At 63.1% G+C, this 16,760-nt stretch carries 6 protein-coding genes; 5 read left to right on the forward strand and 1 reads right to left on the reverse strand.

Translation table 11 applies throughout. From position 1 onward, the window contains the following. Positions 1-3: 3 nt before the first annotated feature. Positions 4-1,827 carry a glycoside hydrolase family 15 protein gene (locus tag AC1RQB_RS20535; protein WP_063341015.1) on the reverse strand — a complete coding sequence of 608 codons (1,824 nt, stop codon included), beginning with the start codon at positions 1,825-1,827 and terminating at the stop codon, positions 4-6. A gap of 162 nt (positions 1,828-1,989) precedes the next feature. Here AC1RQB_RS20535 and AC1RQB_RS20540 point away from each other — a divergent pair, with 162 nt between their 5' ends. From AC1RQB_RS20540 to AC1RQB_RS20560, 5 genes are all read left to right on the forward strand, one after another. Beyond that, positions 1,990-3,162, forward strand: a complete 1,173-nt coding sequence (locus tag AC1RQB_RS20540) for an MFS transporter (RefSeq protein ID WP_063341014.1) — start codon at positions 1,990-1,992, stop codon at positions 3,160-3,162. Positions 3,163-3,436: 274 nt separating this feature from the next. Further along, complete coding sequence (locus AC1RQB_RS20545; RefSeq protein WP_063341013.1) at positions 3,437-4,177, forward strand: thioesterase II family protein; 741 nt, start codon at positions 3,437-3,439, stop codon at positions 4,175-4,177. A 42-nt stretch (positions 4,178-4,219) separates the two neighbouring features. Further along, positions 4,220-5,203: a TauD/TfdA family dioxygenase gene (locus tag AC1RQB_RS20550; protein ID WP_063341012.1), complete on the forward strand. Its 984-nt coding sequence runs from the start codon at positions 4,220-4,222 to the stop codon at positions 5,201-5,203. A gap of 304 nt (positions 5,204-5,507) precedes the next feature. After that, on the forward strand, positions 5,508-8,930 hold the full coding sequence (locus AC1RQB_RS20555; RefSeq protein WP_063341011.1) for a non-ribosomal peptide synthetase: 3,423 nt from the start codon (positions 5,508-5,510) through the stop codon (positions 8,928-8,930). Next, a complete protein-coding gene (locus tag AC1RQB_RS20560) occupies positions 8,927-16,756 on the forward strand; it encodes a non-ribosomal peptide synthetase (RefSeq protein WP_207267289.1) in 7,830 nt (2,609 codons plus the stop codon). Before AC1RQB_RS20555 ends, AC1RQB_RS20560 begins: the two co-directional genes overlap by 4 nt. The last annotated feature ends 4 nt before the right edge of the window (positions 16,757-16,760 follow it).

A 16,760-nucleotide genomic window follows, 5' to 3' on the forward strand; every position in this document is an offset into this window, starting at 1 on the left:
GTCTCAAGGCTGCCAGAAGTTTTTCTCCCCGCTCAATTTCCGATCCAGGAAACTCGCCGCGCTGATCAGTGCCAGGTGCGTCAGCGCTTGTGGTGTGTTGCCCAGGTGCCGGGCATGGCTGTCGAACTCTTCGGCGTACAGCCCCAGCGGGTTGGCGTACTTCAGCAATTGCTCGAACTCCAGGTGCGCCTTCTCCACTTGGCCGGCACGGGCCAGGCATTCGACGTACCAGAACGAGCACGCGGCGAAGGCGCCTTCGGTGCCGGGCAGGCCGTCGATCTGGCTGTCGTCGTTGCGGTAGCGGTAGACCATACCCGCGCGCACCAGGCTTTTCTCGATGGCTTCAAGGGTCGCGATCCAGCGCGGATCCTTGGCGCTGACGAAGCGCACCAACGGCATCAGCAGCATCGAGCCATCGAGGCCGGTGCCGCCGATGTGCTGGACGAAATGCCCGCGTTCTTCGTTCCAGAAGTTGCTCCAGATGTCAGCGTAGATCGCTTGACGGGTCTGGTCCCAGCGGGCGAACGGGGCGGGCAGCGAGCGTTTGGAGGCCAGCCGGATGGCCCGGTCCACGGCCACCCAACACATCAATCGCGAGTGCAGGAAATGATACTGCTCGCCGCGCATTTCCCAGATGCCAACGTCTTTTTGTTGCCAGGTTTCGCAGACCTGATCGACCACCTCCACAGTGTGTTTCCAGCCCTCATGAGAAATCGCTTCACCGTGCTTGTTGACCAGATACACCGCGTCCATCAGCTCGCCAAAGATATCGAGCTGGATTTGATCGTAAGCCTGATTGCCGATGCGTACCGGCGTCGCGCCGCCGTGACCGGCCAAGTGTGGAAGTTCAACTTCCGGCAGTTCCTGACGGCCATCGATGGCGTAGAGGATGTTGAGTTTCATGGTCTTGCCGTGACAATCCCTGACCCGACCGCGCAACCAGCGCGTGTAGGCGTTGGCTTCCTCGACGAAGCCCAGGCGCATGAAGGCATAGACGGTGAACGAGGCGTCACGGATCCAGGTGTAGCGGTAGTCCCAGTTGCGTTCGCCGCCGGGCGTTTCCGGCAGGCCGAAGGTAGCGGCGGCGAGGATGGCGCCGTGTTTGCGTGAGGTCAGCAGCTTCAGGGCCAGGGCCGAGCGATTGACCATTTCCCGCCAGCGACCGCGATAATTGGACTGGCCGATCCAGTCGCGCCAGAACTTCAGGGTGCGTTCCAGGCACAGCGCGGCGGCACCTTCCTTGAAGCGCGCATCGTCAACGCCGCCGAGCAGGAACTCGGCGCTCTGGTCCTGTTCGAGGATGAATTCGGCGACGGCCGCATGGCCCTCGATGCGTAAGGATTGATTCGAACACAGCTGCATGGCTGGCTGGCCGGTGGCCTCGAAATACACACTCCGATCACGTGCGCGGGCCTTGGTCGGAGCCCGGGCATAGTCATGTCGCACGGCGCAGCGCATGCGGATCGTCGCTTGTCCGCTGACCACTCGCACTCGACGCATCAGCATCGGCAAATCATCTTCGCTGTCGCCGATGGGCAGCAGGTCGGTGACTTCGACCACCGCGTGATCGCTCATCCAGCGGGTTTGCAGGACGTTGGTATCGGGCAGGTAAATCTGCTCGCGGCGAGCGTCGGGCAGGTCCGGGGCCAGTTGAAAGATGCCGGCTTCGGGGCTGTCCAGCAGCGCGCAGAAAATTGACGGACTGTCGAATTCCGGCCAGCAGAAAAAGTCCACGCTGCCCTTGTCGTTGACCAGCGCTGCGCTACGCATGTCGCCAATGATGCCGTGGGCGTCGATGGCGCTTTGTCGTTCGGAATAATCAGCCATTACCGCGGAACTCCGGGAACCGAGGGCCTAACTAGCTGACCGGTTTGAGCCACAGAGAGTTCATTTGCGGCAAACCGCTGTTCACACCCAACCAACAATTCGACGCTTTCCCCGGGGCAGACGTTTGTGGCAAGTTGCAGACCCTTGTTGAGGCCGGACCCCATGGCAAACCCCTACCGTGAGCTATTCCACGCCCCAGGCGCACGCGCCTTTGTGCTGGCCGGCATGCTCGCGCGCATGCCGATTTCCATGACTGGCATTGGCTTGATCACCATGCTTTCGCAGCTGCAGGGCGGTTACGGCCTGGCCGGTTCCATCGCGGCGACTTTTGCCCTGGCCACGGCGTTTTGTGCGCCGCAGGTTTCGCGGTTGGTGGACCGTTTTGGCCAAAGCCGGATCTTGCCGGTGTCGGCATTGGTCGGTGGTGGGGCGCTGTTGATGTTGTTGCTGTGTACTCGCTTGCAGGCGCCGCACTGGACGTTGTTTGCGTTTGCCGCGCTGGCCGGTTGCATGCCGAGCATGTCGGCGATGGTGCGGGCGCGCTGGACCGAGTTGTATCGCGGTCGCCCCGAGTTACAAACCGCTTATGCGCTGGAGTCGGTGCTGGACGAGGTCTGCTTTATTGTCGGGCCGCCGCTGTCGGTGGGGTTGTGTGTGGTGGCGTTCCCGGAGGCAGGGCCGTTGGCGGCGTTGCTGATGCTGGCGATCGGGGTCACGGCATTTGTGTTGCAGCGCGGTACCGAACCGCCGGTACATCCTTATGAAGAACACCATCAGGGTTCGATCATCCGCTCGAGCGAGATCCAGTTGCTGATACTGTTGATGGTCGCCTTGGGCACCATCGTCGGTGTGGTGGATGTGGTCAGCGTCGCGTTCGCCGAGCAGCAGGGGCAACCGGCGGCGGCGAGTATTGTGCTGTCGGTGTATGCCATCGGCTCGTGCCTGGCCGGGTTGGCGTTCGGGGTGTTTCGTTCCAAGTTGCCGCTGCCGCAATTGTTCCTCTACGGCGGGGTGGCGACGGCGGTGACGACGTTGCCATTGCTGCTGGCGGCCAATATTTTCGGGCTGTCGCTGGCGGTGTTCGTCGCCGGGCTGTTTTTTGCACCGACCCTGATTGTGGCCATGGCGCTGGTGGAACGCATCGTGCCCCCGGCCAAGCTCACCGAAGGCCTGACCTGGCTGGTCACCGGTTTGAGCATCGGCGTGGCGATCGGCGCAGCCAGTTCGGGCTGGCTGGTGGATGCGTTCGGTGCGCGCAGCGGGTTCTGGGTGGCGATTACCGCCGGCTCCGTGGTGTTGGTTTCGGCGGTGCAGAGCTATCGCCATCTCAAATGAGTGCTCCCACAATGATCGGTGTCGTTCACTAATCCTCTGGCCAAAGCATCTACCTGTGGGAGCGGGCTTGCCCGCGATGGCGTCAGCCCATTCAATATTTTCTGCGCCTGATACACCGCTATCGCGGGCAAGCCCGCTCCCACAATGATTGGTGTCGTTCACCAATCCTTTGGTGAAGCAGATACCTGTGTGCGAGCCAGGCTCGTTCCCACTGACTAATTCTCACGACGCCTCATCCGTTCTCTTTTACAGATAACCAATCGAGGTAAGTGCGGTGACAAAGCTGACACTGCTGTGCCTGCCCTATTCGGGCGCCAGCGCCATGGTCTATAGCCGCTGGCGGCGCCAGTTGCCGCCGTGGCTGCACTTGCAGCCCGTGGAGTTGCCGGGGCGAGGCGCCCGTTACGACGAACCCTTGCAGACCGACATGCGCGCCCTGGCCCTGCAATTGGCCAGGGAACACAAGCCATCCTTGCACGGCCCTTACGCCTTGTTCGGTCACAGCCTGGGGGCGTTGCTGGCCTGCGAGATGGCCCACGCCTTTCGTGCCCTCGGTGCTGCGGAGCCGGTGGCGCTGTTTGCTTCCGGCACGGCGGCCCCGACGATGCGCAGTGACTATGACCGTGGCTTCGCCGAACCGCAGAGCGACGAACAGTTGATCGATCAGCTGCGCACCTTCCAGGGCACCAGCGAGGAAGTGTTGGCCAATCAGGAGTTGATGAGCCTGACGCTGCCGATCCTGCGCGCCGATTTCATGCTCTGCGGGCGCTTCCGTCCGATGCAACGCCCGTTGCTCAAATGCCCGGTACACGTGCTCGGCGGCAAGGAAGACAAGGCCACCACCGAGCAATTGATCGGCTGGAGCCAGGAAACCCTGGGCAGTTTCTCGGTGGACATGATGACCGGCGGGCATTTCTTCATTCATGAGCATGAAGCCAAGGTGCTGCGGATTATCAAGAATCATCTGGAAGTCCATCACCGACGTCATGCGCAGCTGGCCGCGCCGGTTTTTTAGCGCGCGCGGTTCACTTTATTGAGTGTTAACAGGAGGCCCGTCATGGGTGTTGCTGTGGGTTTTGCCGTTCGGCCGTTGTTGCCGGCGCGGGGTCGCTTGCCGCTGTTGGTGGAGGCGACCGAGCCGAATACCAGCCTGTTGGCGGTGTTCGATGAATTGAATGAACTGGTGGATGCGCATCTGCTGCGTGACGGCGGCATTCTGTTTCGCGGGTTCCAGCTGGACGGTGCCGAGCAGTTCCGCCAATTCGCCGCCGGCTTCGGCCATCCGCTGCTCAATTACGAATTCGGTTCGACGCCGCGCACCAACGTCACGCAAGGGGTTTACACCTCCACCGAATACCCGGCGCATCAGAGCATTCCGCTGCACAACGAGCAGGCCTATTCCCGGGACTGGCCGATGAAAATCTGGTTCTACAGCATGATCGCCGCCACCTCGGGCGGCGAAACGCCGATTGCCGACAGCCGGGAAGTCTATCGCCGCATGCCTGTCGCGATCCGCGAGCGCTTCGTCAACAAAGGCCTGATGTACGTGCGCAATTTCGGCAACGGGCTGGACGTGGCGTGGGAACAGGTGTTCAACACCGAAGACCGCGACGTGGCCGAGGCCTACTGCAAGGCCCACGGCATCATTTGCGAGTGGAAGGACGACGGAGAATTGCGCACCCGCCAGACCTGTCAGGCGGTGGCGCGTCATCCGGTGACCGGCGACATGGTCTGGTTCAATCAGGCTCATTTGTTCCACATTTCCAACCTGCAGCCGGAGGTGCGTGAAACCTTGCTGGACATCGTCGACGAGGAAGACCTGCCGCGTAACGTCTACTACGGCGACGGCTCGCCCATCGAGGATGAAGTGCTCAGTGAAATTCGTGCGGTGCTCGATGACTGCGCCATCAGTTTTCCCTGGCAGGAGGGCGATGTGCTGATGCTCGACAACATGCTCTCGGCCCATGCCCGCGCGCCCTTCGAAGGCAAGCGCAAGGTGATTGTCGCGATGGCCGAAGGGCATTCCCAGGACGCGCGCTGATCTGAACAGTCCTGTCGCCGAAGCCGGTCTTGCACCGGCTTCGGCGTTTTTATGTTCACTTGAGAGCGCTTGAGTCAGACAAACCTGTGGCGAGGGAGCTTGCTCCCGCTTGAGTGCATAGCACTCACAAAAATCGGCAATCACCGCCAGATTTTTGGGGCCGCTGCGCAGCCCAGCGCGAGCAAGCTCGCTCGCTACAGGGGGCTGGGGTTGTCTGTACCGCTAAATCATCGCGTCAGCCATTCGTTCTTGTTGATACGACCGGGCCTCCTGGTCACGCCGCCGATCAGCAAGGACCCAATGCATGAATGCCGCAGACGCACAGAAACTCGCCCGCCGCTTTATCGAACTGCCGCAGGACAAGCGCCGCTTGTTTCTGGTCGGCATGGCCCGCGAAGGCATCGATTTTGCGCAGCTTCCCATGACCTCCTGTGTCGGGGTCGATGAGCGTGATGGCCTGTCCTATGCCCAGCAGCGGATGTGGTTCCTCTGGCAGCTGGATCCGCAGAGCGCGGCCTACAACCTGCCGATGGCGGTGCGCCTGAGCGGTGCGCTGCAAACCGAGGCGCTGGAGCGCGCGTTCAGCCTGCTTGTCGAGCGCCATGAGTGCCTGCGCACCACCTTCGGCCAGGAGGGCGAGCGTGCGTTCCAGCGGGTGGCCGAACCCCGTGACCTGACACTGGCGATCAACGACCTGAGTGCCTTGCCTGAGGAACGGCGCTGGCCGCAGGCGCAACAGCACATGATGGCCGAAGCCACTCAGGCCTTCGATTTGCAGCAGGGGCCGCTGCTGAGCCTTCGCCTGTTGCGCCTGGCCGAGCAGGAACACGTGCTCCTGCTGACGTTGCACCACATCATTGCCGATGGCTGGTCGATGAACATTCTGATCGACGAGTTCATGCGCACCTACGATGGGTTGGTGGCGGGGCGGCAACCGACCTTGCCGGCACTGACCGTGCACTATCGCGACTACGCCCTGTGGCAGCGCAGCTGGCTGGAAGCCGGGGAGCGCGAGCGCCAGCTCGATTACTGGCGCACGCAGTTGGGCGACACGCAGTTGGGTGAAGAGCCTCCGATCCTCGAATTGCCCACCGACCGTGCCTATCCGGCCCAGTCCAGCCACCAGGGCGCGCGCCTGGAAAAAGTCATCGACGGAGCCCTGCGCCAGGACCTGAAAACCCTCGCCCAGCGCCAGGGCGTGACGCTGTTCGTGGTGCTGCTGGCGGCTTTCAAGACCTTGCTGCACCGCTACAGCGGCCAGACCGACATTCGCGTCGGCGGCTTGATCGCCAACCGCACCCGCAGTGAAACCGAAGGCTTGATCGGCTTCTTCGTCAATACCCAGATCCTGCGTAGCGAGGTCACCCCGCAGACCCGTTTCAGCGACCTTTTGCAGAGCCTGCGTCAGGCGGCGCTTGGCGCCCAGGCCCATCAGGAGTTGCCGTTCGATGCGTTGATCGAAGCCCTGCAGCCGGCCCGCAGTCAGAGTCACAATCCGTTGTTTCAGGTGATGTTCAACCACCAGCCGTTGGTGACCGATCTGCAGGACGTGCGACTCGATTGCGGTTTGCAGGTCGGCTATCTGAGTGAGCAGCAACTGGCCGGCAGCGGACGTCAGCATGCGGCCACCAGCGACCTGATGCTCGACACCCGGGAGGAGGGCGAGCAACTGTTCGCCGCGTTCACCTACGCCACCGACCTCTTCGATGAACAGACCATCGCCGCGCTGGCCGAGCATTGGCACAACGTGCTGGTGTCGGTCTGCCGTGATCCGCAACAACCGCTGGGCGAGGTGTCAATGCTCGGCACGGATGAGCGCGAGCGCTTGATTCAACCCGTCGCCAACCCGGCGCTGCGGCCCGGCATGCCGCAGTTGTTTGAGGCCCAAGCGGCGCGCACTCCCGACACCACCGCCGTGATCCTGGCGGGCGATCAGTCGCCCTCACTCAGCTATGCCGAACTGAATGCTCGCAGCAATCGTCTGGCCCATCAGTTGCGCGCCAAAGGGGTCGGCCCCGATGTGCTGGTCGGTGTGGCGTTGGGGCGATCGCTGGAACTGGCCGTGGCGTTGCTGGCCGTGCTCAAGGCCGGCGGCGCCTATGTGCCGCTGGACCCGCACACCCCGGCCGAACGCTTGCGCCATGTGCTCGATGACAGCGGGCTGAAACTGGTGCTGACCGAGAGCCCGCTACTGAGCAGCCTGCCGGCGCTCGATGGCATCGACTGCTTGTGTCTGGACCAGCTACCGGACAGCGACGCTGCGAATCAAGACAACCTGCAAGTGACGGTAGATCCGCAGAACCTCGCGTACGTGATTTACACCTCCGGCTCCACCGGCCGGCCGAAGGGTGTGGCCGTCAGTCACGGCGCGTTGAGTGAATTCATTGCGCGGGCGATCGACTACAGCGACTTGCGCGAAGGCGATCGCGTGCTGCAATTCGCCACCAGCAGTTTTGACGGTTTCGTCGAGCAATTCTTCCCGCCGCTGTGCCAAGGCGCTGCTGTCGTCCTGCGCGATGCACGTCTGTGGGACAGTGCGACCCTGCATCAGGTGGTCGTCGAACAGGGCATTACCCTGGCGGATTTGCCGGCCGCTTACTGGTATTCGGTGGTGCAGGATTACGCGGCCAATCCGCCTGTCCACTTCGGCGCCTTGCGCCAGATTCACGTGGGCGGCGAGGCGATGGCGGTGGACGGACTGCGTCTGTGGCAACGCGCCGGGTTGGGCCATGTGCGTTTGCTCAACACCTACGGCCCGACCGAAGCGACGGTGGTCTCGACCATTCATGATTGCAGCACGTTGACCGCCGAGGCGGTGTCGTGGCGTGGCATTCCGATCGGTCACGGTCTGGAGCAACGCCGGTTGTACGTGCTCGACGACGATTTGAATCTGCTGCCGCAAGGAGCGGTGGGCGAGTTGTACATCGGCGGGCCGGGCCTGGCCCGTGGTTATCACCGGCAACCGACGCTCAGCGCCCAACGGTTTATCGCCGATCCATTCGCGGTCGGCGAGCGCCTGTACCGCACCGGCGACCGTGCCCGACTGCGGGACGACGGCGCGGTGGAATACATCGGCCGCGTCGATCACCAAGTGAAAATTCGCGGGTTCCGCATTGAATTGGGGGAAATCGAGTCGCGGTTGCAGCAATGCCCGGGGATTCGTGAGGCCGTGGTGCTGGCATTGCCCCTGATTGGCGGGACGCAACTGGTGGCGTATCTGGTGGTTGATCAAAGCGTGCTCGGTAGCGCGGCGGAGCAGGTGATTTTGCGTCAGCAAATCAGGGCTTCACTGCAGAAGAACCTGCCGGACTACATGGTGCCCGGCCACTTGCTGCTGTTGCCGCGCCTGCCCCTGACCCCCAGCGGAAAGCTTGATCGCAAGGCTCTGCCGATCCCCGATCCGAGCCAATTACAGAGCGCTTATCGCGCCCCGCAAACCGACACCGAACAGGCGCTGGCGCAGATCTGGATCGAGGTGCTGCAAGTGCCACGGGTCGGTGTCGATGACCATTTCTTCGAGTTGGGCGGGCATTCGTTGCTGGCCGCGCAAGTGATCGCGCGGATCAAAAGCCAGTTGGGCGTGGTGCTGCCGTTGCGCAGCCTGTTCGAGACACCGCTGCTGGGCGATCTGGCCCTGGAGTTGGCCGCGCTGGCCGGCGGTGCAAGCGATAACGACTGGTCCGACATGGATCAGTTCATGAGTTCTTTGGAGGGAGTTGAAGTATGAGCGGCAATATGGCGGAGCGTATCGCTAAAAGGTTCGTCGGTTTGCCGCTGGAGCAACGTCGACTGTTTCTCGCCAAACTGCGCGAGGAGGGCAAGGACTTCAGCCTGCTGCCGCTGCCGGTCAGTCGTCACGACTGCGCGGTGATCCCGCTCTCGTTTGCCCAGCAACGTCTGCTGTTTCTCTGGCAGCTCGACCCGCAGAGCGCCGCGTACAACATGGCCGCCGGCCTGCGCTTGCACGGGCAACTGAACGAGACCGCGCTGTTGCGTTCCTTCGATCACTTGGTGGCGCGTCATGAAGTGCTGCGCACGGTGTTCCAGACCGACAACGACCAGCCGAGCCAGGTCATCCTCGACCAGCAGAGCGTGCCACTGCAACGCGTCGATCTGTCGAACGTCGCCGTGCAAGAACGTGAGGCCGAGCTGGCGCGGCGGGTTCAGGAAGCGGCGGCGCAACCGTTCGATTTGCTCCACGGGCCATTGTTGCGGGCCAGCCTGTTCCGTCTGGCCGACGATGAATTTGTGCTGATCGTGAGCATGCACCACATCGTCTCCGATGGCTGGTCGATGGACGTCATGGTCAAGGAATTCGTGCAGTGCTATCAGGCCTTCAGTCTGGAGCGTGAACCGCAATTGCCGGCGTTGCCGTTGCAGTACGCCGACTACGCGATCTGGCAGCGCCGCTGGCTGGAGGCCGGCGAGGGCGAGCGGCAACTCGATTACTGGCGCCAGCAGCTGGGTGAAGAGCATCCGCTGTTGGACGTGGCGGCGGATTTCCCCCGGCCACTGACCCAGAGTTTCGAAGGCCAGACCCTGAGCTTTGATTTTGGTGCAGACCTGTCCCGGCAGTTGAACGGCTTTGCCCGGGCTCAGGGCATCAGCTTGTTCATGCTGGTGCTGGCCGGTTTTTCGTTGTTCCTGTCGCGTCTTGGCGGCCAGCGCGATATTCGCGTCGGCGTGCCCAATGCCAACCGTGGGCGCTCCGAGGTGGAAGGGCTGATCGGCTTCTTCGTCAACACTCAGGTACTGCGTTGCCAGGTCGATGAGCGCGGCAGTTTCGTCGATTTGCTGGCTCGGGTTCGGGAAGCATCGTTCGGTGCCCAGGCCCATCAGGAGCTGCCTTTCGAGCAACTGGTGGATGAACTGGTGCCCGAGCGAACCCTGGGGCATAACCCGTTGTTCCAGGCCAAGTTCAACCAGAACGTCGGCATGCAGACCCAGCGTTCGGTGAACCTGCCGGGCCTGAGCGTTACTGAGTATCCGCTGGACAAAGAAGGCACGCACTTCGATCTGGCACTGGACATCACCGATGACGGCACGCTGATCCATGGGCAAATGACCTACGCCAGCGACCTGTACCAGCACTCGACCATCGAGGGGTTTATCCCGACGCTGCTCGGTTTGTTCCGCGAATTGCTGAGCGCCCCGCAGGCACCGCTGCACAGTCTTGCAACCACGCCAGTACCACCGGCGCTGACGCCACGGCAGCCGGCGGAATCGGTGTTGCAGCAATGGGATCGTCAGGTGGCCGAACAGCCTGAGGCGCTGGCTGCACGCTGCCTTGAGCGGACGTTGAGTTTCCAGACCCTGGATCAGGACGCCAATCGCCTGGCCCACTACCTGCGAGCGCAAGGTGTGCAGAGCGGGCAACCCGTGGCGGTGCTGATGGAGCGCTCACTGGAATGGCTGACCTGTGTGTTAGGGGTGATCAAGGCCGGGGCGGTGTACATGCCGCTGGACCTCAAGGCGCCGGACGCACGTTTGCAGCAGATGCTCGTAGGCGCGCAGGCGAAGGTCCTGCTGTGTGCCGCAGGTGACGCGCGGGAGAGCACTCTGGCGGTCGCCGGTTGCCAGGGGCTGGCCTTCGCCCCCGAACGCTGGCAGGACCAGCCAGCGACGAAACCTTCGCTGACCGTGTCAGCGGATGCAGCGGCCTATGTGATTCACACCTCCGGTTCCACCGGCCAACCCAAAGGCGTGCTGGTGAGCCACGGCGCTCTGGCCAGTTACGTGCGCGGTGCGCTGGAGCGTCTGGCGCTGGAGCCTGCGGCGAGCATGGCGCTGGTCTCGACCATTGCCGCGGATCTTGGATTTACCGTGCTGTTCGGCGCCTTGTGTTCCGGTCGCTTGTTGCATGTATTGCCCGATGAGCTGGGCTTCGACCCGGACCGGTTTGCCGATTACATGGCTGAGCATCAAGTGGGCGTGCTGAAAATCGTGCCGGGGCATTTGGCGGCGTTGATGCAGGCGTCCCGGGCCGCCGATGTACTACCGCAACACGCACTGATCGTCGGTGGCGAGGCCTGCTCGCCGGCATTGCTGGAACAGGTGCGGCGACTCAAGCCGGGCTGCCGGTTCATCAACCACTATGGCCCGAGTGAAACCACGGTCGGCGTGCTGACCCATGAACTCAAGGATCTCGACTCGGGTGCCCGCAGCGTGCCGGTCGGCCGTCCGTTGCCGGGCGCGCATGTCTACGTGCTGGACGATGTGCTCAACGCGGTCGCCGATCAGGTGGCGGGCGAGCTGTACATCGGTGGCGACAGTGTGGCGCTGGGTTATCTGGGGCAGCCGGGGCTGACCGCCGAACGCTTCCTGCCGGATCCGTTTGGCGCTGTCGGCGCACGGGTGTACCGCAGCGGTGACCGGGTGCGCCGCAACCGTCAGGGCGCGCTGGAGTTCATCGGGCGTGCCGACGATCAGGTCAAGGTGCGCGGCTACCGGGTGGAGCCGGCGGAAGTCGCCCGAGTATTGCTGGGCCTGAACGGCGTGAGCGAGGCCGCGGTGTTGGCCTTGCCGCTGGACGGTGATGAAACGCGCCTGCAACTGGTGGCGTACTGCGTGGCCGCGCCTGACCTGGCGTTGAATGTCGACGACTTGCGCCAGCAGTTACAGGCCTGCCTGCCGGAGTACATGGTGCCGGCGCAGATCGTGGTTCTGGAGCGTCTGCCGCTGACCGCCAACGGCAAACTGGACAAGCGTGCCTTGCCGGCACCAGGGTTGGTCACGCAGCAATTTGTCGCCCCGGTGGGCGAGGTCGAACAGAAGCTTGCCGCCATCTGGGCCGATGTCCTCAAGCTTGAACAGGTGGGCAGCACCGACAACTTCTTCGAACTGGGCGGCGACTCGATCCTCAGCCTGCAAATCATCGCCCGGGCCAAACGCCAGGGCATCAAGCTGAGCCCCAAGCAACTGTTCGAGAAGCAAACCATCGCTCAGTTGGCGGCGGTGGCCAAGTTGATCGAGAGCAAGCCGGCGGCCAGCGTCGCGCAAAAAATCAGCGGCGAGTTGCCGTTGTTGCCCATTCAGGCACGCTTCTTCCAGACTGACATTCCCCAGCGTCATCACTGGAACCAGTCGGTGATGCTGCAACCGCAAATCCCCCTCGACGCGACCCATCTGCACAACGCATTGATGGCCCTGATCGAGCAGCACGATGCGCTGAACCTGAATTTCCAGGCGTCGGGCGAGACTTGGCAGGCGACGTTCCAGGCGCAGCGCCACACGGACCTGTTGTGGGTGCGGGCACTGGACGACCTTGCCGATTTGCCCGCGCTGGCCACCGAGGCCCAGCGCAGTCTCGATCTGCAACAAGGCCGGCTGGTGCGCGGGGTACTGGTGAACCTGCCTGACGCAACACAACGTTTGCTGTTGGTGATCCATCACCTGGTGGTGGATGGCGTGTCCTGGCGAGTGCTGCTGGAGGATTTGCAGCAAGCCTATACCGCGTTGGCGGCTGGCAAGGCGATGGTCCTGCCAGGCAAAAGCAGTTCGCTCCAGGCCTGGGCGCAACACCTGCACCGTTACGGGCAAAGCGATACCTTGAAGGCCGAGCGCGATTACTGGCAGCGCACGCTGGAGGGCGGTAACAGCGACTTGCCGAGGGATTTTCCCGAGACCGTCCAGACTCGTCGTCAGGCCGCTCGGGCCACTTCACGCCTGAACAAGACACTGACCCACGCGCTGCTCAAAGTGGCACCGGCCGCCTATCGCACCCAGATCAACGATCTGCTGCTGACGGCCCTGGCGCGGGTGTTGTGCGACTGGAGCGAACAGGATTCGGTGCTGATCCAGCTCGAAGGTCACGGCCGCGAAGACCTGTTCGACGACCTCGATTTGAGTCGCACCGTGGGCTGGTTCAGCAGTTTGTTTCCGGTGCGTCTGACCCCACAGGCAGAGCCGGGCACTTCGTTGTGCGCGATCAAGGAACAACTGCGAGCGGTGCCGGGCAAAGGCATCGGCTACGGCGTGCTGCGCTACCTCGCAGGCTTCGAACCGCTGCGTGATCTGCCGCAACCGCGCATCACCTTCAACTACCTGGGCCAGTTCGACGGTGCGTTCGATGCGGCTGACGGCGCGCTGTTGGTGCCGACTGCCGACAGCACCGGTGAGCATCAGGATGACGATGCGCCCTTGGGCAACTGGCTGAGCGTCGATGGCCAGGTCTACGGCGGTGAGCTGGAATTGAGCTGGACGTTCGGCCAAGGCATGTACCGCCCGCAAACCATTCAGGCGCTGGCCGATGCTTATTGCCATGAGCTGGAACGGCTGATCGAACATTGCACTGCCGGTGAGCATGCCGGGGTCACGCCGTCGGACTTCAATCTGCTGAGCCTGACGCAAGCGCAACTGTCGGCGCTGCCGGTACCGGCACGGGATATCAGCGATCTCTATCCGTTGTCGCCGATGCAGCAAGGCATCCTGTTCCACAGCCTCAACGAGCCGGATGGCCCGGCCTACACCAACCAGTTGCGGGTCGATGTACGGCAACTGGACGCCGAGCGTTTCAGTCAGGCCTGGCAGCAGACGCTGGAGGCCCATGAGATTCTGCGCACGGTATTCGTCTGGCCCGAGGACGCCGACGCGCCGGTGCAGATTGTTAGGCAGACGGTGCAGATGCCCATGACCGTGCAGGACTGGCGCGGTCGTGATGACCTTCACGCAGCGCTCGATCAGTTGGCCCGAGAGGATCTGGCCGCCGGTTTCGAGCTGGACCAGGCGCCGCTGTTGCGCGTGCTGCTGGTGCGAACCGCTGAAGCGCAGCATCACTTGATCTACACCAGTCATCACATCCTGATGGACGGCTGGAGCACCTCGCAGTTGTTCGGCGAGGTGTTGCAACGCTATGCCGGCATGACCCCGGCGGCGGCTCCGGGTCGTTATCGTGATTACATTGAGTGGCTGGGCCAGCGCGATACTCAGGCCAGTCGCGAGTTCTGGAGGTCGGCGTTGGTTGACCTTCAGGAGCCGACCCGCCTGGCCAGCGCCATGCCGGTCAGCCAGACATTGGCCAGCGGTTATGCCGATTACCAACATGTGTTCAGCGAACAACAAACCGGCGACCTGAACCGCTTCGCCCGCGAACAGAAAGTCACCCTCAATACCTTGATGCAAGCCGCGTGGCTGGTGCTGTTGCAGCGCTATACCGGCCAGGACACCGTGTCCTTCGGCGCGACTGTGGCCGGTCGGCCGACGGACTTGCCCGGCGTCGAGCAGCAGATCGGCCTGTTCATCAATACCTTGCCGGTGGTGGCTGCGCCGTCCGCCGAGATCCCGGTCGGGCAATGGATTCAGCAGGTGCAGAGCCTCAACCTGGCCCTGCGCGAACATGAGCACACGCCGCTCTACGATATCCAGCGCTGGGCGGGGCAGGGCGCGGGCGCGCTGTTTGACAGTATTCTGGTGTTCGAGAACTACCCGATGGCTGAAGCCCTGGCGCAAGGCTCTGCCACCGGGCTGGAGTTTTCCGCCATCGTGCGTCAGGAGCAGACCCACTATCCGCTGACGCTGGTGGCGGTTACCGGTCGCGAGTTGACCCTGGGCTTGAGCTTCGACCAGGCCTGTTTCGATCACGCCACCATCGCCAACCTGAGCACCCAGCTCGAAGGTCTGATGATGCAATTCATGGCGCACGCTTCGCAGCCTCTGGGCGCGTTGCAACTGCTGGACGGTGCACCGCGTCAAGCGGCTGTCGACTGGGGCAAGGCTGCGATCACGGCGCTGGATTCGCGCAACGTGGTTGAGCGGATCGATGCGCAGGTACAACGCCAACCGCAGGCCGCAGCGGTGTTGTTTGCCGAGCAGGCACTCGATTACCGCACTCTCGACGCCCGGGCCAATCGTCTGGCGCACAAGCTGCAAGCGCTGGGTGTCGGGCCGGAAGTGCGGGTGGGCGTGTGCATGCGCCGCACCCCGGACATGCTGGTCGGGCTGCTGGCGATCCTCAAGGCCGGCGGTGCCTACGTGCCGCTGGACCCGGAATATCCGCAAGAGCGCTTGCTGCACATGCTCGAGGACAGTTGCGCGACTGTGTTGCTGACCGAAGCCGCGTTGCAGGCGATGCTGCCCGAGGCGTTGCCGTCGCAAGTGCTGTTGGTCGAAGAGGGCGCCGAGTGGCTTGCCGGGTATCCGTCCACGGCGCCCGTCAGCCAGATCGTGTCGCAGAACCTGGCCTACGTGATTTACACCTCCGGCTCCACCGGCAAACCCAAAGGCGTGGCGATCACCCACGCTAACCTCGCGGCGCTGATCCAGTGGTCGCAGGGTGTTTACTGCGCTGAGCAGCTGCGCGGCGTGCTGGCTTCGACCTCGATCTGCTTCGACCTGTCGGTGTGGGAGATTTTCGTCACCCTGGCCAGCGGCGGTTGCATGGTGCTGGCGGACAACGCCCTGGCGCTGCCCGAGTTGCCGGCCCGTGAGCGGGTGACGCTGATCAACACGGTTCCTTCGGCGATTGCCGCGCTGCAACGGGCCGGGCAGATTCCGGCGTCGGTCACCACCATCAATCTGGCCGGCGAGCCGCTCAAGCAGACGCTGGTCGATACGCTGTACGCCAGCACCTCGGTCAAGCAGGTTTATGACCTGTACGGGCCGTCAGAAGACACCACCTATTCGACTTTCACCCTGCGCACCGCCAATGGCCGAGCGAACATCGGGCGGCCGCTGGACAATACCGTGGCCTACCTGCTCGACAGCCAGTTGCAGCTGTTGCCGGCAGGGCTGGCGGCCGAGTTGTACCTGGCCGGTGCCGGTGTGACCCGAGGTTATCTGCTGCGTCCCGGCCTGACCGCGGAACGCTTCGTGCCGGACCCGTTCGCCACTAATGGTGAGCGGCTGTATCGCACCGGCGATCTGGTGCGCCAGGGGCCAGGTGACACGATTGAGTACATCGGCCGTGCCGACCATCAGGTGAAGATTCGCGGCTTCCGCATCGAGCTGAGCGAGATCGAAGCCCGATTGCTGGAACAGCCCGAGGTGCGCGAAGCCGTGGTGCTGGCGCAGGAGGGCGCGGCGGGTAAACACCTGCATGCCTACGTCGTAGCGAGCCAACCGGGCAGTTTATCGTTGGTGGAAAGCCTGCGGGCGGCCCTGGCCAATCGTTTGCCGGCGCACATGGTGCCGAGCCATCTGCACGTGATCGACGCGCTGCCGCTGACCCCCAATGGCAAGCTCGATCGCAAGGCCCTGATGGCGCTGGGCGGCAATCCGACGCTGCAGCGTTACGAAGCGCCGCGCACCGATTTGCAATGGGAAGTGGCGACCGTCTGGCAAGAGGTGTTGGAAGTCGAGCGCGTCGGCCTGACGGACAACTTCTTCCAATTGGGCGGGCATTCGTTGCTGGCGACGTTGGTGGTGACCCGGATCAAGGAACGGCTGGGTGACAAGGTGCCGCTCAAGGAGCTGTTCGAAGCCGACACCCTGCAAGCGTTCTGCACCCGCATCGAAGCGTTGCGCGTCGATTTATCACCGGTTCAGGACGAATTGGCTAAATCCCTGGAGGCCCTCAAACGTCTATCCCTCGATGATCTGGAAAAACTGATTTCTTGAGGGG

This window comes from Pseudomonas sp. GW822-FHT02E03 (assembly GCF_058802325.1).